We start from the raw sequence: 17770 nt of genomic DNA on the forward strand, positions 1-17770 counted from the left end.
CCGCCAAAGGCATGCGCCACCGCCGGTGAGCGCTGCCGAGTAACGCTGCCGAGTAACCACGCAGGCGCCGCCGCCGGGCCGACGCCGGCGCTCACCGGCTCGCGCCGAAACGCCGCATCCCACCTCGGGATGCGGCGTTCTTGTTTTCGTCGCGGATTTGTCACGGTTTCGATATCACACCGGCATATCGGGTGCGTCACCGTTACGAAGATCCCTTGCCTCGGCTCCCCCACCTGCTCGAAGGTGCACTAAACGGGCGAAGGGGGACACATGCGGGGGCCGTTGGTCGTCAAGAGGGCGTTCAGCGAACCGCTTCTGCTCCTGGCCGCGTTCGGTTCGATCCTGCTGGCGACCACCACGCTGGTGGCGCTGACCATGTACGCCTCCTCCATCGCCGACGCCGGGGTGCGCAGGACCATGGAGACGGCGACGTACCAGCAGACCGCCGCCACGATCAGCGCGCCGGTCACCGCCGAGACGTTCCCGAGGTTCGACGCGGCGGTCCGCGCGGAGCTGGGCAGGGCCTACACGCGCCCGCCCGCGATCACCACCAGCTTCCGCTCCGACTCCTACGCCATGCCGGGCCAGGAGCGGCGGCAGCGGCCCGAGCTGCTGCGGTTCGGCAGCTACGACGGGCTCGACCGGCACGCCAGGCTCGTCTCCGGCGCCTGGCCCCGTCCCGCCGCCACGCCCGGCTCCGGCGACACGCCGGTGGAGGCGGCGATCTCGCTGTCGGCGGCCTCGGCCACCGGGTTCGAGGTCGGGCAGCGGTTCACCACGCGCGGCCGGCTCGACCCGCGCCCGGTCGAGGTCCGGGTGGTCGGCGTCTTCCAGCTCAACGACCCGTTCGGCGAGCGGTGGGCCGGTGAGCAACTGCTCAGCCGGGGCGTGGAGCGCGGCGAGTTCACCACGTACGGGCCGCTGATGGTGGACCGCGAGACGTTCATCGCCCGCTTCGCCACCAGCGTCAACGCGACCTGGACCGCCGTGCCCGACCTGCGCGCGCTCACCCCGGAGCAGCTGCGCCCGCTGGCCGGCGCGGTCGCCGAGGTGGGGCAGCGGCTGAAGGAGGGCGGCTGCCCCAGCTGCGTGGCCTCCAGCCGGCTGCCCGAGATGCTCACCCAGCTCGACACCGCCTCGCTGGTGGCACGCTCCACCATGCTGATCCCGGTGCTGCAACTGCTGCTGCTGGCCGCGTACGCGCTGATGCTGACCGCGCGGCTGCTGGCCGACCACCGGCGCATGGAGGTGGCGCTGCTGCGCTCGCGCGGGGCGGGCACCGCGCGGCTGGCCGTGCTGGCGGGCGGCGAGGCGCTGCTGGTGGCGCTGCCGTGCGCGATCGTGGCGCCGTTCCTGGGGCCGCCGCTGCTGGCGCTGATCAATCTGCTGCCCTGGATCAGGGCCTCCGGGGTGCGGCTGGCGCCGGTGGCGGATCTGGGCACGTTCCTGGTGTCGTCCGGGGTGGCGCTGGCGGCGGCCGTGCTGCTGATGCTGCCGGCGCTGGCGGGCGCGCGGCGCACGTACGTGGAGGAGCAGTCGGCGCGCGGGCGCGGCGGCGGCCGCGGGCTGATCGAGCGGGCGGGCGCGGACCTCGCGCTGCTGGTCGTGGCCGGGCTGGCGATCTGGCAGCTCCAGCGCTACGGCGCGCCCGTCACCGCGACGGCGGCGGGCGGCCTGGGCATCGACCCGCTGATCATCTCCGGCCCCGCGCTGGCCCTGCTGACGGGCGGCATGCTCGGGCTGCGGCTGGTGCCGCGCATCTCGCGGCTGGCCGAACGGGTGACCTCCCGGCGGCCCACGCTGGCCCCCGCGCTCGGGGCGTGGCAGGTGAGCAGGCGGCCGCTGAAGTACGCCGGGCCCGCGCTGCTGCTGACCATGGCGATCGCGATCGGCATCGTCTCCCTGGCCACCGCCGCCACCTGGCGCTCCTCGCAGACCGATCAGGCCCGCCACCAGGCGGGGGCCGACCTGCGGCTGTCCGGGCCGCCGGACGGGCCCGAGCTGGGGGCGTTCGGGCGCGGGACGGCGTTCGCCGCGCTGCCCGGCGTCACCGCCGCCTCCCCGGGCTTCCGCGGGCAGACCGAGGTGAGCGGCGAGAACGCGCTGCTGCTCGCGCTGGACGCGGGCAAGCTCGGCGAGCTGTTCCACCTGCGCCCGGACCTGTCGGCGCAGAGCGTCGGCGAGTTGTCGCGCGCGCTGCCCGGCGACCGCGCCGAAGGACTGGCGCTACCGGGCCGCCCCGCCAAGGTGACCCTGGAGGCCGAGGCGAGCGCGGACCTGCCGCTGCGGCTGGTGCTCTCCGACGGGCTCGGCGTGTGGCGTGACGTGTCGCTCGGCGTGCTCAAGCCGGGGACGAACCAGGTCGAGGTGGACCTGCGGGAGCTGGCGGGACGCAGCGGCGCGATCACGTACCCCGTGTCGCTGCTCGGCCTGGTCGCCGGCCCGCAGGAGAGCACCGCGAGCCTGAAGCTGACCGGCGTGCGCGCCGACGGCGCGGACGTGGCCGCGCCCGCGCTGACGATGAGCGCCGGCGGGCACGCCCCGGTCACAACCCCCTTCGTCCGCCGGCCCGAGCCGGGGCCCCTGCCCGTCGTCCTCACCGCCGACCTGGCCGCCTCGCTCAAGCTGGGCGTCGGGCAGTCCGGCAAGGCCGCCATCGACCGCCGGGTCATGCCGGTCAAGGTCGTGGGCGTGGTCGAGACGATGCCGACCACCGACGCCGGGCAGCGGGCCGTGCTCGTCGACTGGCAGACGATGCAGGCGCACGAGCTGGCCGCCGCGCAGCTCCCCCGGCCCGCCACGGAGTGGTGGCTGGCCGCCGGGGACACCTCGGCGGCGGTCAAGGCGCTCGACGGCCGGCCCGAATGGGACGTCACCGCGCTCGACGAGCGCGCGCTGGCCGCCACGCTGCGCGACGACCCGCTGGCCAGCGGGCTGCAGGGGGCGCTGATGCTGGGCTTCCTGGCGGCGCTGGTGTTCGCGGCGCTCGGCTTCCTGGTCAACGCGGCCGTCGCGGCGCGGGAGCGGACGGCCGAGTTCGCGATCCTGCGGGCGCTGGGCGTCAGCTCCCGCCAGGTGTTCGGCATGCTGGCGATGGAGCAGGCGTTCGTGGTCGGGCTGTCGCTGGCGGCCGGCACCGGGCTCGCGGTGGTCGTCGGCGTGCTGGTCGTGCCGCACATCGTGCTGACCGGCCAGGCGGCGGCCGTCACGCCGGACGTGATACTCGACATTCCGTGGGCGGCCACCGGCGCGATGCTGGCGCTGGTGGCCGGGGTGCTGTTCGCGATCGTCGCCGGGCTGGCACGCAACCTGCGCAGGCAAGGGCTCGGCCTTCGGGAGGAACAGTGAGGATCTGGCTGCTCGCCCGGGAGCACCTGGGCACGGTGGCCGTGCTCTTCGTGCTGACGCTGAGCGCCTGCCTGCTGGTGGCGGGGCTGCCCAGGGCGACGCAGTCGTCGTACGACGAGGCGCTGCGCCGCTCCCTGTCCGACGCGCCCGCCGTGCAGGCCGACCTGACCGTGGCCGTGGAGTCGCGCGGGCGCGGCGAGGACTTCCTGGAGCGCGCCCAGTTCGACTCCCGCGAACGCCTCTGGCGCGAGCTGCTGCCCCCGCACCTGCGCCCGCTGACGGCCGCCGGCGGCCACATGAGCGCCAAGACCACGCTCACGCCGATCACCGGCACCGGCGGCGGGACGTACCTCAACCTGGGCTGGCTGTCCGACGCCGACCGGCGCGTGAAGTGGGTGCAGGGGCGCGAGCCCGGCGCGCCCGCCACGATGCGGTACGAGGGCAGGACCATCCCCGTGTTCGAGGCCGGCGTCGTCGCGGAGGCCCTGCGCGAGCTGAACCTGCGCATCGGCCAGACGGTCATGATCGGCGAGAACGACTACGCGGCCGTGAAGCTCGTCGGCGTCTTCGAGGCCGTCTCCCCCGGCGACCGCTCCTGGTCCCACGACGACGACCTCCTGAACGTCACCAAGATACAACCGCCGGGCTCGCTGGACTTCGAGAAGCACGTCACCGCGCTGCTGTCCGACGCCGGGCTGCGGGCGCTCAGCGGCGAGGGACGCAACCTGACCTACCGCTGGGTCCTGCCGATCGACGCGCGGGCCGCCGACGCGCTGGCCGTGCCCGACCTCCAGGCGGCGGTCGCCGAGTTCGACCGGGTCGTCGGGCTCCAGACCACCGGCAGCCCCTACCGGGTGGTGACCGGGCTGCCCAAGCTGCTCGGCGACTTCCTGGCCGCGCTGTCCACCGCCCAGACCGTGGTCTACCTGGTGCTCGGCGGGCTGCTGGCCGTCGCGCTCGGCGTGATCCTGCTGGCCGCGCAGCTCCTGGCCGACCGGCTGGACCACGCGCTGACCCTGGCCCGGGCGCGCGGCGGCGCGCTGCGGCAGGTGGCGGGCACGGCGGCGGGGCTGACCGCGCTGGCGGTCGTGCCGGGGGCCGTGATCGGGTACGCGCTGTCGTACCTCGTGCCGGGGCCCGTGCTGCCCGTCGTGCACGCGGGGCCGCTGGTCGTGGTGCTGGTGGCCGTCGGGTTCGCCGCGGTGCGGCTGGCGCTCGTGCACCGCACGCCGCTGCACGAGCGGCGCGACGACGTGGCCGCCGCCCGGCCCACCGCCAAGCGCCTCACCTTCGAGGTGCTGGTCGTGGCGCTGGCGCTGGTGGGGGCGTACCTGCTGCGGGCGCGCGGGCTGGACGCGTCGGCGGGGCAGGATCCGTTCCTGCTGGTGGTGCCGGTCGCGCTGACCGTGGCGGCGGCGCTGATCACGTTGCGGTGCTATCCGTACCCGCTGCGGCTGTTCGCGCGGCTGGCCGCGCGGGGCCGGGCCGCCGTGCCGTTCCTGGGGCTCACCCGGGCCGCCAGGGCGCGCGCCGCCAGCGTGCTGCCCGTGCTGATCCTGCTGCCCGCGCTGGCCGTGGCCGTGTTCGCGGCGGTCGTGTCCGACGGGATCGCGACCACGCAGCGGGTGGCGTCGTGGCAGCAGGTGGGCGCGCCGATCCGGATCACCTCCGGCCTGGAGATCCCCGCCGAGGCGATCGAGCGGGTGCGCGCGCTGCCCGGCGTGGAGCGGGTGGTGCCCGCGCAGACGGGCCGGGTGCAGGTCGGGTTCGGCGCCGAACGGGCCGAGGCGATCGCCGTGGACGTCGCCCAGTGGCGGCGGCTCCTGGACGACGCGCCCTTCGACCTGCCCCCTCTGCCGGACGGCGGGGCGCTGGTCTCGCCGGAGCTGCGGGGGCGGGGCACGTTCGAGATCGGCTGGCAGAAGCGGGCGAAGGTGGACACGCGCGGCGTGATCGACTCCGTGCCCGGCTTCTTCACCAGGGGCAAGTTCATGATCGTGCCGCTGAGCGTGCAGGTGCGGCCGGCCGTGAACACGCTGCTCGTCCAGGGGGACGTCGCCATCTCCGAGCTGGCGCGGCTCGTCCCCACCGGCTCCGTCACCTCCCAGAAGGAGGCCCTGGCGGCCATCCAGGATGACCCGCTGACCGGCACCGTCCGCTGGGCGCTGGTGGTGGTGACGGTGGCCCTGGCGGTGTACGCGCTGCTCGCCGTCGTCCTGTCGCTGGTGATCGGGGCCGCGGAGCGGGGCCGGGCGGTGTCGTTCCTGCGCACGCTGGGCCTGTCCGAGCGGCAGGCGCAGCGGCTGACCGTGCTGGAGATCCTGCCCATGATCCTCGTCACCGCGCTGGTCGGGCTGGGCCTCGGCCTGGGCCTGCCGGCCGCGCTCGGCCCCGCCGTGGACCTGTCGTCCTACGCCGGCGACCTGCCCGTGGGCGACTACTCTCCCGACCTGTTCCTGCCGAGCGCGCTGGCGGCCGGGCTGGCCGTGGTGGCCGTGCTCGGCGCGTACGCGCACACCGCCATCAGCCGGCGCCGCAGTCTCGGCGCCGTCCTTCGAGTGGGGGACCTCGTATGAACCCGACCCTGTCCGAGCTGGAAGCCGACGCCACGCGGGAGAAGGCCGCGTTCGGCGGCGACGCGCACATCGTGTGCGACAACCTCGTGCGCATCTACAAGACCGAGGGCGTCGAGGTCGTGGCGTTGCAGGGGCTCGACCTGGTGATCGACAAGGGCGAGCTGGTGGCCATCGTCGGCGCGTCCGGGTCGGGCAAGTCGACCCTGCTCAACGTGCTGTCGGGGCTGGACGTGCCGACCGCCGGGGTGGCCAGGGTGGCGGGGATGGACCTGCTGTCGATGAACGCCAAGGACCGGCTGCGGTACCGGCGGTCGGTGGTCGGGTTCATCTGGCAGCAGACGGCCCGGAACCTGCTGCCGTACCTGACGGCCCGGGAGAACGTCGAGCTGCCCATGAAGCTGGCCGGGAGCCGCCGGGGGCGGCGGGAGCGGGCGGAGGAGCTGCTGGAGCTCCTCGGCGTCGCATCCTGCGCCGACCGCAAGACTCCCGAGATGTCGGGCGGCCAGCAGCAGCGGGTGGCCATCGCGGTCGCCCTGGCCAACTCCCCGCAGCTCATCCTGGCCGACGAGCCCACCGGCGAGCTGGACAGCGAGACGTCGGAGCAGGTCTTCGACGCGCTGCGCAAGGCCAACAGGGAGCTGGGCGTGTCCGTGGTCATCGTGACGCACGACCCGCTGGTCTCCGAGCAGGTGGACCGCACGGTGGGCATCCGCGACGGGCGCACCAGCAGCGAGACGCTGCGGCGCGAGGGCGCGGAGGGCCAGATCATCGCCGAGGAGTACGCCGTCCTCGACCGGGTCGGACGGCTGCAGCTGCCCCGCGACTTCATGAACGCCCTCGAGATGGAGCGGCGCGTACGTCTTGAGCTCGAATCCGACCACATCGGCGTGTGGCCCGCCCGAGAGGAGCCCTCAGATGACTGACTCACCCCTGGTCGTGGTGGAGGGGCTGCGCAAGGTCTACCGCACCGGCCCCAAGGAGGTCGAGGCGCTGCGGGACGTGTCGTTCTCCGTGTACCCCGGGGAGCTGGTCGCGGTCCGGGGACGGTCGGGCTCGGGCAAGACCACCCTGCTCAACCAGATCGGCGGCCTGGACAAACCGGACGCCGGGCGGGTGGTGGTGGACGGGCACGAGATCACCGCCATGTCCGAGGACGAGCTGCTGGCCGTACGGCGTGACGTGGTGGGCTTCGTCTTCCAGTCCTTCGGGCTGATCCCCGTGCTGTCGGCGGCCGAGAACGTGGGGGTGCCCATGCGGCTGGTGCGGATGCCGTCGGCGGAGCGGGAGGCGCGCGTACGCATGCTGCTGTCCCTGGTGGGGCTGGAACAGCACGTCAACCAGCGGCCGTACGAGCTGTCCGGCGGGCAGCGGCAGCGGGTGGCGATCGCCAGGTCCCTGGCCAACCGGCCCCGGCTGCTGGTGGCGGACGAGCCGACGGGGCAGCTGGACTCGCAGACGGGGCGGCAGATCATGGAGTTGTTGCGGGCGCTCGTACGCAGTGAAGGGGTCACGGCGCTGGTGGCCACCCACGATCCGAGCCTGATCACGCTGGCGGACCGGGTCCTGGAGATCAGCGACGGCGCCGTCCACGAGTCCGCCCTCACCTGACACGCGCGCACCCCCACCCTCTCGCCGGCGGGTCGGGGTTCGTGCGGTCGCCGGCGGGTCGGGGTTCGTGCGGTCGCCGGCGGGTCGGGGTTCGTGCGGTCGCCGGCGGGTCGGGCCGTACCGGCCTGCATATGATCGCTGGCATGGAGGACTCGGTCGATCGACACCTGGCCCGCTGGCGCGGCAAGGCTCCCTTCGACGAGCGGGTGGAGGCGATCGTGACGCGCATGCGGTTCCTCGTGAAGCACCTGGCCCACACGAAGGAGACGGCGCTGGCGGAGGTGGGGGCGCAGGACTACGAGTTCGAGACGCTGCACCGGCTGGTGGCGCGCGGCGGGACGGCGACGCCGTCCGAGCTGGCGGCGGACCTGCTGCTCTCCCCCGCCGGGATGACCGGCCGGCTGGACACGCTGGAGCGCGCGGAGCTCGTCCGGCGCGTACGCAGCACGCAGGATCGCCGCCGGGTGGACGTCGAGCTCACCACCAAGGGGCAGGACCTGTGGATGGCGGCGATGACCGTCCACGCGGAGGCGGAGGCCTCCATCATCGGCGCCCTGACCCCCGCCGATCAGACCCTCCTCGACACCCTCCTCAAACGACTCCTCCTGAGAGCGGAATCCACCCGCTAACGGCGATCAGCGCCAGGGCGAAGACCGGCGCCCCGCCACCCCGCCACCCCGCCACGAAGAGTGTGGTCCATCCGCTGACGTAACCCTTTTGCCGATTCACACCAAGAGAGGGCGAATCGACGAAGGGAGCATGACCGGTGCGTCGCAAACAGGCGAAGATCGCCACAGATCCTGTGGCCTTCGAGGCCTTCTACCGGCGGCATATCGATGCGGTCACCCGTTTCCTCGCCCGCCGGATCGACGACCCGCACACCGTGGCCGACGTGGTGGCCGAGGTGTTCGTGGCGGTGCTCGACTCGGCGCACACCTACCGGGCCGAACAGGGCTCCGAGATCGCCTGGCTGTACGGCGTGGCCCGTAAGACGCTCTCGGCCGAGCGGCGCAGGGCGTACAAGCAGTACCAGTTGACGGGCCGGGTGAGCGGGCGGCGCACGCTGGACGGCGACGACATCGCCGAGCTGGTGGAACGCGTGGACGCGGAGCGGCAGGCCAGGCAGGCGTTCACGGCCATGGCCGGGCTGCCGGAGGGGGAGCGCGCGGTACTGGAGCTGGTCGTCATCGATCAGCTCACGGTCACGGAGGCCGCACTCGCCCTCGGCATCCGGCAGGGCGCCGCCAAGGTACGCCTGCACCGCGCCCGGCAGAAGCTTCGCAACCTGCCCTTCGTCATGGATGGAGCACCAAAGTGAACTACAAGGAGCAACTCCTGATGGAACTCAAGGCTGAGATCACCGATCGTGTCGAGCGGCGCCGCCGCGTCACCCGCCGGCTGTGGACGGGAGGCGCGGTGGCTCTCGTCGCCGCGACGGCCGCGATCGCCGTTCCCCTGCTCACGGGAACGGACGAACCCGCGTACGCCGTGAGCAAGAAGGCCGACGGCACGGTCAGGGTGGAGATCAACGAATTCAAGGACGCCGACCAGCTCGAACGTGACCTGGTCGAAGCAGGCGTACGGGCCGACATCAGCTACGTCCCGGTCGGCAAGCAGTGCAAGGTGGGCAGAGGACAGGCGGGCGGCCAGGCGCTGGCGGGCGGGCCAGGCGGCGGGGCCGCCTGGATGAGCGACGGCGGAGTGGACATCGACCCCCGGCAGATCGGCGAGGACCAGACTCTCGTGCTGGAGTTCGCCGGAGACGGCCAGGAGACGGCCGACACGAAGAACCGCCGGCTGCTGTGGCGGCTGACCGGCCAGCTGATCACCGGCCCGGTCGCGCCGTGCACCCTGGTCGACGACCCGTCATGGCAGGAAACCTCCGAGAACTGACCCCAGCCGCTTCCCCTCCCGGTCATCAGTACGGCGTCCCCGGTGTCACCTCGACGACCCTTCATGGAGGGGTGAGCCCGATTCGCTCGGGAAGCGGGAACGACGAAGGGCGTCGAGGAGTCATCCGTCACGAACGCCCTCCTCAACACCCTTCTCACCCCCGTACGCGTCTGCACCTGGCGCGATCCGGCGACCGCGACGGACATCTCGGGAAAGAGCCCGGGCGGGTTCTTCTCCCGGCTCGCTCATGGCGAACAGGCGCGGTCCTTGGAGCCGCGCCTGACATGGTGGGACGGTGAACTGGAACACGCGAGCGCTCGACGTGCTGATGGCGGGCGAGCCGACCGCGCTGATCGACTTCCCGGTGGCGGCGCCCGGGATCAGGCTGCTGCTGAAGGACGAGTCCGCTCAGCCGACCGGGAGCCTACGGCACCGGCACGCCAGGGCGCTGTTCCGCCAGGCCGTGCTCGATGGGGCGATCGCCGAGGGCATGACCGTGGTAGAGGCGACCGGCGGCAACGCGGCCGTGTCCCAGGCGTGGTTCGCGCGGCGGCTCGGGCTGCCGTACATCGTCGTCATGCCGGGCGAACGCAGCCAGGCGCGGGCGCGGCCGGTGGAGGAACTGGGCGGGGAGTGCCGATTCGTGACGCCGCCGCTGGCGATCTACAACGCCGCACGGCAGATCGACGGGCACTTCCTGGACCAGTTCGGGCGGGCCGCGCCCCACGACCTGGCAGAGGAGCTGTTCGGGCAGGTGCGGCCGGACTGGGTGGTGACGGGCGCGAGCACGGGAGCGACCTCGGCCACCCTCGGCCAGTGGATCCGGGCCCGCGATGAGAGGTGCCGGGTCGCGGTGGCAGATCCCGAGAATTCAGCCTATTTCCCGGGTTGGACCCTGGATGTGCCCGACTACAGCACCGGGATGCCCTCGCGGATCGAGGGCATCGGCCGCCCGCGCATCGAGCCGGCCTTCCGGCCCCACCTCGTGGACCTGATCATCCCCGTGCCCGACGCAGCCGGTGTCGCGGCGGCCCGGCGGATCCGCGAGGTCACCGGGCTGCCGGTCGGTGCCTCGTCGGGTACCGCGTTGTGGGCGGCGCTGGAGCTGGTCGAGCGCATGCGGGCCAAGGGCGAGACCGGCACGGTGGTGTCCCTGATCGGCGACGCGGCCGACCGGCATCTGGCGACCTACCACGACGACGGGTGGGCCGCCGGAAAAGGACTGGACGTTGGACAGCACACAGACACGCTGCGGCAGCGAACCAGCTTGTAGCAACGCCCAATCTGGGATCTTGTCAACACCAACCTCCGCGCCCTGCCAGCACCGACCCCGGAGACCCTGCCGATGCCCCGACCTGCGGAGTTCCACCGAAACCGCAACATCGAGGACTTTCCCCTGTACCTCGGCCTGCAGGAGACCGGCTCGGAGTCGCTCGGGGCACTCCCAGAGCCGTCGACCGACGACCGCGCCATCGACCGGCTAAGAGGTCGTCAGCCAGCCTCAGGCTGTCAGCTGGTTACAGGGTTGCCGGTCGGCTACAAGGTTGCCGGTCGGCTACAGGGTTGCCGGTCGGCTACATGGTTGCCGGGTCGGCTACCGGGCTGTCAGCCGGCTACCGGCCGGTGCGGCTGGCGACGATGACCTGCACCGTGTGCTCCAGGGCGTAGGCCGGGTCCGCTCCCCCGCCCTTGACCTGCTCGTCGGCGGCGGCCACAGCCTGGATCGCCCTCGACAGCCCTTCCGGCCCCCACCCGTTGAGCTGCCGCTTCACGCGGTCCACCTTCCACGGCGGCATGCCGAGATGGCCGGCCAGTTGCCCGCCCCGGAGGTTGCGCGGGGCGCTGCCGACCTTGGCCAGCGACCGCAGGCCGCCGGCCAGCGCGCTCACCAGCAGCACGGGCGCGACCCCGGTGCCGAGCGCCCACCGCAACTGCTCCAGGGCCTCCGCCAGCCGCCCCTCGATGGCCGAGTCGGCGACGTTGAACCCGGTGACCTCGGCCCGCCCCTTGTGGTAGCGGGCCACCGCCGCCGCGCTGATCGTCTTGTCCTCGGTGTCGAACATCAGCTGACTGCACGCGGCGGCCAGCTCTCGCAGGTCGTTGCCCACGGCGTCTAGCAGCGCCTGGGCCGCGTCGCCTGAGATGTTGCGCCCGGCCCGCTTGAACTCCCCCTTGATGAACTCCATCCGTTCCCCGGCCTTGGTGACCTTGCTGATCGTGATCGTCTTGGCCCCGGCCTTCTTCACCCCGTCGACCAGCGCCTTGCCCTTCACCCCGCCCGGGTGCGCCAGGACGATCACCGTGTCCTCGGAGGGCTGCTTGGTGTAGGCCACGATCTCGGCGATGACCTCCTTCGCCAGGTCCTGCGCCGAACGGATCACCACCACGGAACGATCCCCGAAGAGCGACGGCGAGGTGAGCTGCGCCAGCTCACCGGTCGTGACCTTGCCGCCCACCAGGTCGTGCACCTCGGCAGTGGGGTCGGCGGCCCGCGCCGCCGCCACGACACCGCTCACGGCCCGCTCGGCCAGCAACTCCTCGTCGCCGACAACCAAGGTCACAGGTGCTGGATCGGTTCCCGCCATGTCAGGCAGCATGCCATGCGCCACGGACAACCCGGTACTCGACGCCACTTCTCCCCATCTGCCGAACCCGGAAGCCGGCCAAGAAACCGCCCCGGGCCCCCGAGCGCCTGATCAAGGACCGCCCGGCCCCGCGGACTTGGTCAAGAGCCGCCCGAGCCCGTGAATCTGGTCAAGGGTGCCGCCCGAGCCCGTAAAGCTGGTCAAGGGCCGCGTGGCACGATCGCCATCCCTCCCCCTTCGTGTTCGACCACGGCGACGTCTCCCGACCGGTCCGTTCGGTAGACCGTGAGCCCGAGCCGTCTCAGCAGGCCGAGGGTGTGCGTGGCGGGGTGGCCGTAGTCGTTGTCCGCCCCGACGCTGATCAGCGCGGCGCGTGCGCCGAGGGACGCCAGGAAGTCCGGGGACTGCCGGTTCGAGCCGTGGTGCGGGGTTTTGAGGATGTCCGCGCGTACGGGGAACCGGTGCAGCAGCTCCTCCTGCGCCTCCGTCTCCAGGTCACCGCTGAGCAGGATCGAGCCGGACCGCCAGCGTACGTGGAGGACCACGCTCGAGTTGTTGATCACGCTGCCCTCCCCCTGTCCGTTCATCTCGCCCCGGGCGGGGTCGGGGGACAGCACCGTCAGCTCGGACGGCCCGAAGCGCCAGCGGGTGCCCGGCGGAGCCGTCCATTCGGGGATCCGGCGCTGGGCCAGGGTGGCCGAGATGCGCGTGCCGGCCCGTTCGCCGGGGCGCTGCGGGCTGACGAGCGCCGCTCCGACGCGGCGGTTCCTGAGTACGCCGGGCAGGCCGTCCACGTGGTCGGCGTGCGGGTGGGTGAGGACGAGCAGCGGCACGTCCTCAATACCGAGCCTGCGCAGGCAGCGGTCCATGATGACCGGGTCCGGGCCCGTGTCCACCACGACGCCCCGGCCCGCGCCGGCCGAGATGACCAGACCGTCGCCCTGGCCCACGTCGCACATCACCATCAGCCAGCCCTTCGGCGGCCATGGACTGGCGATGGGGCGGATCAGCAGCACCACGACGAGGACGGCGACGGCCGCCGTCAGCGCCATCACCCGCCAGGCCCGGCGGCGCAGGATCGGGATCGCCACGGCCACCGCGAGCAGGAGCAGGCCGACCCCGGCGAGACCCGCCGGCCACGGCACGGTGGCGAACGGCAGGCTCACCGCCCATCGGGCGACGGTGATGATCCAGCCGACCGCGTACCCGGCCGGGATCACCAGCAGCCGCGCCCCGTCAGGCCAGACGGGGGCCACCAGCGCGGCGCCGAAGCCGAGGAGGGTCGCGGGGGCCACGGCCGGCGCCACGAGCAGGTTGGCGACCACCGCGACGGGCGTCAGCTGCCCCGACATCAAGATCAGCACAGGCGTCACGGCCACCTGCGCGGCCGCCGGCACGGCCACGGCCTCAGCCACCCAACGCGGCAGCCGGTACGGCGACGCGGGAGCTTCTCCCGGCGCCCCTGGAGGTCGGGCGCGCCCCTGCCGTTCCCCCGTTCCGCAAGCCTGCCCCTCAGCCCGGGAAACCTGTTCCTCATGTCGCTGGATGCCCTGTTTCGTGAGCCCCTGAAGACCTTGTCCCTTGAGGTCCCGCGAACCCTGTGCTTCGGGACCCTGTGCTTCGGGACCCTGCGCTTCGGGACCCTGTGCTTCGGGACCCTGTGCTTCGGGACCCTGTGCTTCGGGACCTTGGCGGCCCTGCGCCTGGCATCCATGCGGACCCTGGTCTTGCGCTGCGGTTGCTTCGGACGGGTCGGGTTCCTGCTCCGTTCCCGAGAGTTTGTCCCGCCAGCGTGGGGCGAAGATGAGGATGCCGGCGGTGGCGGTGACCGAGAGGGCGAAGCCGTACGAACGGGCGAGCTCAGGGGCGAACAGCACCAGGAAGAGGACCGTCGCCGAGAGGGCGGCGAGGCCGTCCTTCGAGCGGCCCGTGCCCATCGCGACGGCCGCTGCCAGGCCCATCAGGAGGGCGCGGAGCACGCTCGGGGAAGGCCGGGCGACCACGGCGAACGCGATCATCGCGACAGCGGCGAAGATCGCCCTCGCGGGAAGCGGGAGGCCGACCAGGCGGGAGAGCGCGAGCGCGGCACCGGCCACGATGGCGAGGTTGGCGCCGGAGACGGCGTTGAGGTGGCTCAGGCCGGCTTCCCTCAGGTCGGCGGTCACCTGCGGGTCCATGCGCGAGACATCCCCGACGACCAGGCCGGGGAGGAGGCCGCGCTGGTCAGGCGGAAGGACGTCGGCCGCGGACCGGAGCCCGGACCTGAGGGCGCCTGCCGCCGTCTGGATGCCGGACGCGGGCGTCAGGATCCGGGGCGGGCCGCGGACCAGCAGGATGGCCGCGTCCAGGGTGCCGGGGGTCGGCTTGGCCAACCGGCCGGTGACCTGGACGTGCCGGCTCGGGAGGAGTGTGCTCCAGACCTGGCCTGTCGCGAAGACCGTGATGGGGACGTCAACGGCCTGCCTGGCTCCGGAGGACTCGACGATCTTGAGGTCGGCGGCCACGACGTAGCTCTCCTGAGGGAAGCGTCCGCTGGTTCTGGGCCGGCGTTTCGGGTCGTCGGTCAGGGCGATCTCGGCGGTGACGAACGCGTTCTTGCCGGCCAGTTCCGCTGCTGGGCCGGTCGTGAGGGCGTGGATGCGCAAGGCGACGGAGGCGGCAGCCGCCGCCGTACAGATGAGCGTGGCTATCACGACGTTCCGCCACCCGGTACGGGTGCCCCCGTCGGCCTGCCTGCCGACCTCTTTCGGGCCTCGGCGGGTGAGCCAGGTCGTCGCCACAGCGCCGAGGGCTGCGAATGCGGCGGTCAGCATGCCGGTGAGGGGTGAGCAGGCGAGGAGGACCAGGGCGGTGGCCCAGGCCGCTACGGCGGGGAGGGCGAGGGGCCAGGCGTGTTCACGCTTGTGGAGGTCTTGATCCGCTCCGGCCTCAGCGGCTTTCTCCGCTTCGCTGCTCTGATCGCCACCCGCGTCGCCATCGCCCGCGTCGCCATCGCCCGCGTCGCCATCGCCCGCGTCGCCGCCGCCATATGCGTCGCCGCCGCCATATGCGTCGCCATCACCATCGCCACTGGCGTCGGTGTTCGCGTCGGTGTTCGCGTCGGTGTCGAGGGCGGCATCGGGGGCGGGGTGGGCGGCGGCGCGGGTGTTCTCGGGATGTGGGTACGACATGTCACACCCGGACCTTTGGCTTGATCTCCTCGAACTTCCTCGGGCCGATGCCGCTGACTTCGCGGAGCTGTTCCACGGTGGTGAAGCCGCCACGGCTGGTGCGGAACTCGGCGATGCGTGCCGCCAGGACCTCCCCCACACCGGGGAGCTGCTCCAGTTGGTCGGGGGTGGCGGAGTTCAGGTCCAGGACGGCGGCGGCCGGGTCTGCCGCTGGGTAGCCGGGAAGGGCCTGGCCAGAGGGGGCGCCGACGACTATCTGCTCGCCGTCTATGACGCGTCTGGCCAGGTTGAGCGAGTCCGTGGAGGCGCCGCGCGACACTCCTCCCGCTGCCGCTACCGCATCCGTCACCCGAGCGCCCGCGGGAAGCCGGTAGACGCCTGGTTTGCGGATCTTGCCGGCGACGTGGACGGTCACCTTGGCGGTGGCCGATGACGGTGTGGGGGTCAGCGGGGACATGGGGGCGGACGCCGGAAGAGGCTCCGGTGCGGGCTGCGATCGCCAGACGAAGAAGATCGCCACGGCGGTGGCGAGTACGGCGATGGCGAGCAGGACTCGCAGGCCGGGCTTCCCGGGGTCCAGGGTCGCCGCCGCCGGGCTCTCGGAGGAGATGACCTTGCGGAGCCTCTGAAGAGAGGGTGGCAGGAGGGCCGCCCCTCCCGGGATCGGCGCCAGCGGTGGCGCCACCGGTGGTGCCGCTGGTGGTGCCACTGGTGGTGCCGGGGCGTCATGGACTGCGAGTGGGATGTCGTGGTGGCCCGCTGTGCCATCGCGGTGGACCCGTGCGGTGCCGCCGTGGCCCGATGGACCATCGTGACGGGCGTCATCGCGATGATCCACTGAAACGTCGTGATAGGCCGGTGCAGCGTCGCGGTGGCCCGGCGAAACGTCGAGATAGGCCGGTGCAGCGTCGTGGTGGTCCGGTGAGACGTTGTGATGAGCCGGTGAGGGGTCTTCGTGTGGCGATGCGAGGCGGGGATGAGCTGGCGGGGTGGCGTGGTGGGGCGGGGCGGGGTGGGATGAGGGTTGGGAGAGGGTGGGGTGGGCTTCCCGAGAGCCGGCCGTTCTGGGCGTGCCCCAGCGTGGGCGACCGGGGACACGGCGAGGGCGGCGGGCAGGGGCGGTGATGGACCGTAGCCGGGACTCGGCTATGGCGCGCTCTGCCGTGGGATCGGGGGTTCGCACGGCAGCGAAGGTACGGCCCGGGTGGGTGTTGGGGCGGCACCGAGCGACGTTCTGGGGATAGTGGCGGGCAGGCGGGAAAGGTTGTGGACAAAGCGCCATCGCCTCTGGGCCGGTCGCTTCTGGGCTGGTCGCCTCTGGGCCGTCTGTCTACCTGATGCGAGGCGTCTCCGGCTCCGGGTGGCAGGCGGCTCCGAACCGGTCGCCAACGTGGTGCCAGGGGGTCGCGGGTGGTGGGCGGCTCCGTGTGGTGCGAGATGCTCCCGGCTGGGTGTGGATCAGGGTTCTGCGTGGCGGGCGAGGCCGAGGGTGGCGATGAGGTCTTCGTGGAGCTCGAACCAGACCCGATGGCACGAATCCACGTCCGTACGGTCCACCCAGCCGCCCTCCCCGTCCCGGGCCCGGGTCAGAGCTGCGCCGAAACGGGTGTCGTAGCCGCGGAACCGGGTGAGGACGCGGCCGAGCCGGTCCGTCAGCGGCGTGAGGGCGTGAGCGAGGCCGGTGAGGTCGGCGAGGATCCGGGCGTCCCAGGCGGGGTCGGAGTGGTCGTTGGTGGCGAGCCGGTCGCCGGCCGTGGGGCGGAGCTGCCAGTCGGTGCAGGCTCGCAGCAGGAGGGCGTTCAGCGGCAGGAACTCGCGATAGACGGCGCGGACCTCCTCGGCCCCGCCGACGCCGGCCAGTTCGGCCGCGAGCCGGCGTTCGTTCTCGGCGCGGCCCCGCTCGGTCAGCGACCAGCCCTCGGTGTCGGCGAAGGCGGTGTGCTGCACCCAGCCGTACGCCTCGGCGTCGTGCAGAAGCTCCTTCGTCTCGGCCGGGTCGAGCCCGTAGCGGTGCGCAAGTTCGGACGTGCCGGCGAACCCGCGGATGCGTACGGCGTGCAGGGCCAGCAGGTCGGGCGGGGAGTGCGGGGAGGCGTGGGTCATGAGCCGGAGTCCTGACGTGCGGTCAGGCGGGTGTAGCGCTGCTGGCACGCCTGGGGGGAGTTGAAGCCCATCGCCTCCGCCATCTGCGCCCAGGTCAGCCCCGCGCTCCTGGCCGTGAACAGCAGGGCGGCTTCGAGCCCTTCGACCTCGGCGCGGGCGGCGGGCAGCAGGGTGAGCGCGCTCAGGATGTCCTCCGGGCCCAGGTCGGCCCAGCGCCAGACGGCGAACTGCGCGAGGTCGACCGCCGACAGGGGGGCGGGCGCGGGGCGCCACGGGCGGGCCTCGATCTGGTCCGCGCCCAGGCGCAGGAGCCGCTCCCGCGCGGCCCGCTCACGGCCGGCCTGCGCATGGTCATCCTGAGCGCGATCGGCTTGGGCGTGTCCGGCCTGTGCGGCGTCGGCCTGTGCGGGGTCGGCTTGGGTGGGGCCGGGCTGCGGGGGAGCGGGGGACGCTTGGTGAGCGGCGTCGTGCTTGCGTTCCATGCCCT

General features: G+C 72.8%; 14 protein-coding genes. 9 read left to right on the forward strand and 5 right to left on the reverse strand.

Translation table 11 applies throughout. The annotated features are described in order from the left end of the window. Window positions 1-270 precede the first annotated feature (270 nt). From IO39_RS48435 to IO39_RS48470, 8 genes are all read left to right on the forward strand, one after another. On the forward strand, window positions 271-3348 hold the full coding sequence (locus IO39_RS48435) for an FtsX-like permease family protein (RefSeq protein WP_043640595.1): 3078 nt from the start codon (window positions 271-273) through the stop codon (window positions 3346-3348). After that, on the forward strand, window positions 3345-5924 hold the full coding sequence (locus tag IO39_RS48440; protein WP_043640597.1) for an FtsX-like permease family protein: 2580 nt from the start codon (window positions 3345-3347) through the stop codon (window positions 5922-5924). Before IO39_RS48435 ends, IO39_RS48440 begins: the two co-directional genes overlap by 4 nt. Next, a complete protein-coding gene (locus IO39_RS48445) occupies window positions 5921-6847 on the forward strand; it encodes an ABC transporter ATP-binding protein (RefSeq protein WP_043640599.1) in 927 nt (308 codons plus the stop codon). The genes IO39_RS48440 and IO39_RS48445 overlap by 4 nt, the downstream gene beginning before the upstream one ends. Then, window positions 6840-7532, forward strand: a complete 693-nt coding sequence (locus tag IO39_RS48450; RefSeq protein ID WP_043640601.1) for an ABC transporter ATP-binding protein — start codon at window positions 6840-6842, stop codon at window positions 7530-7532. Before IO39_RS48445 ends, IO39_RS48450 begins: the two co-directional genes overlap by 8 nt. A 143-nt stretch (window positions 7533-7675) precedes the next feature. After that, window positions 7676-8161 carry a MarR family winged helix-turn-helix transcriptional regulator gene (locus tag IO39_RS48455; protein ID WP_043640602.1) on the forward strand — a complete coding sequence of 162 codons (486 nt, stop codon included), beginning with the start codon at window positions 7676-7678 and terminating at the stop codon, window positions 8159-8161. Between the two features lie 137 nt (window positions 8162-8298). Further along, the gene (locus IO39_RS48460; protein WP_043640604.1) at window positions 8299-8850 is read left to right on the forward strand and encodes an RNA polymerase sigma factor; all 552 of its coding nucleotides are present in this window, start codon (window positions 8299-8301) and stop codon (window positions 8848-8850) included. A 20-nt stretch (window positions 8851-8870) separates the two neighbouring features. Next, a complete protein-coding gene (locus tag IO39_RS51755; RefSeq protein WP_157549919.1) occupies window positions 8871-9425 on the forward strand; it encodes a hypothetical protein in 555 nt (184 codons plus the stop codon). Between the two features lie 295 nt (window positions 9426-9720). Beyond that, a complete protein-coding gene (locus IO39_RS48470; protein WP_043640606.1) occupies window positions 9721-10698 on the forward strand; it encodes a PLP-dependent cysteine synthase family protein in 978 nt (325 codons plus the stop codon). 340 nt (window positions 10699-11038) lie between these two features. On the opposite strand, the gene holA is transcribed toward IO39_RS48470, so the two are convergent. Both holA and IO39_RS58645 read right to left on the reverse strand, forming a co-directional pair. Next, window positions 11039-12022, reverse strand: a complete 984-nt coding sequence (holA, locus tag IO39_RS48475) for a DNA polymerase III subunit delta (protein WP_211267432.1) — start codon at window positions 12020-12022, stop codon at window positions 11039-11041. A 188-nt stretch (window positions 12023-12210) separates the two neighbouring features. After that, on the reverse strand, window positions 12211-14790 hold the full coding sequence (locus IO39_RS58645) for a ComEC/Rec2 family competence protein (RefSeq protein ID WP_245642694.1): 2580 nt from the start codon (window positions 14788-14790) through the stop codon (window positions 12211-12213). A gap of 111 nt (window positions 14791-14901) precedes the next feature. Between IO39_RS58645 and IO39_RS55750 the strand changes: the two genes are divergently transcribed. Continuing rightward, window positions 14902-15204: a hypothetical protein gene (locus tag IO39_RS55750; RefSeq protein ID WP_157549920.1), complete on the forward strand. Its 303-nt coding sequence runs from the start codon at window positions 14902-14904 to the stop codon at window positions 15202-15204. Here the strand turns inward: IO39_RS55750 and IO39_RS58650 are convergent. The 3 genes from IO39_RS58650 to IO39_RS48500 form a co-directional block, all read right to left on the reverse strand. Continuing rightward, window positions 15182-15700: a ComEA family DNA-binding protein gene (locus IO39_RS58650; protein WP_245642695.1), complete on the reverse strand. Its 519-nt coding sequence runs from the start codon at window positions 15698-15700 to the stop codon at window positions 15182-15184. The genes IO39_RS55750 and IO39_RS58650 overlap by 23 nt on opposite strands. Window positions 15701-16638: 938 nt before the next feature. Further along, entirely contained in the window at window positions 16639-17283 is a 645-nt protein-coding gene (locus IO39_RS48495; RefSeq protein ID WP_043640609.1) for a hypothetical protein, read from the reverse strand. Further along, on the reverse strand, window positions 17280-17765 hold the full coding sequence (locus IO39_RS48500; protein ID WP_245642696.1) for a DNA-binding protein: 486 nt from the start codon (window positions 17763-17765) through the stop codon (window positions 17280-17282). The genes IO39_RS48495 and IO39_RS48500 overlap by 4 nt, the downstream gene beginning before the upstream one ends. Window positions 17766-17770 lie beyond the last annotated feature (5 nt).

The organism is Nonomuraea candida, assembly GCF_000725485.1.
GTDB lineage: Bacteria > Actinomycetota > Actinomycetes > Streptosporangiales > Streptosporangiaceae > Nonomuraea > Nonomuraea candida.

What these genes read in the sequence shown, in the direction of transcription:
- IO39_RS48435 (WP_043640595.1), top strand. Translation starts at nt 271, where the DNA reads ATGCGGGGGCCGTTGGTCGTCAAGAGGGCGTTCAGCGAACCGCTTCTG.
- IO39_RS48445 (WP_043640599.1), top strand. Translation starts at nt 5,921, where the DNA reads ATGAACCCGACCCTGTCCGAGCTGGAAGCCGACGCCACGCGGGAGAAG.
- IO39_RS48450 (WP_043640601.1), top strand. Translation starts at nt 6,840, where the DNA reads ATGACTGACTCACCCCTGGTCGTGGTGGAGGGGCTGCGCAAGGTCTAC.
- IO39_RS48455 (WP_043640602.1), top strand. Translation starts at nt 7,676, where the DNA reads ATGGAGGACTCGGTCGATCGACACCTGGCCCGCTGGCGCGGCAAGGCT.
- IO39_RS51755 (WP_157549919.1), top strand. Translation starts at nt 8,871, where the DNA reads ATGGAACTCAAGGCTGAGATCACCGATCGTGTCGAGCGGCGCCGCCGC.
- holA (WP_211267432.1), bottom strand. Translation starts at nt 12,022, where the DNA reads ATGCTGCCTGACATGGCGGGAACCGATCCAGCACCTGTGACCTTGGTT.
- IO39_RS48495 (WP_043640609.1), bottom strand. Translation starts at nt 17,283, where the DNA reads ATGACCCACGCCTCCCCGCACTCCCCGCCCGACCTGCTGGCCCTGCAC.
- IO39_RS48500 (WP_245642696.1), bottom strand. Translation starts at nt 17,765, where the DNA reads ATGGAACGCAAGCACGACGCCGCTCACCAAGCGTCCCCCGCTCCCCCG.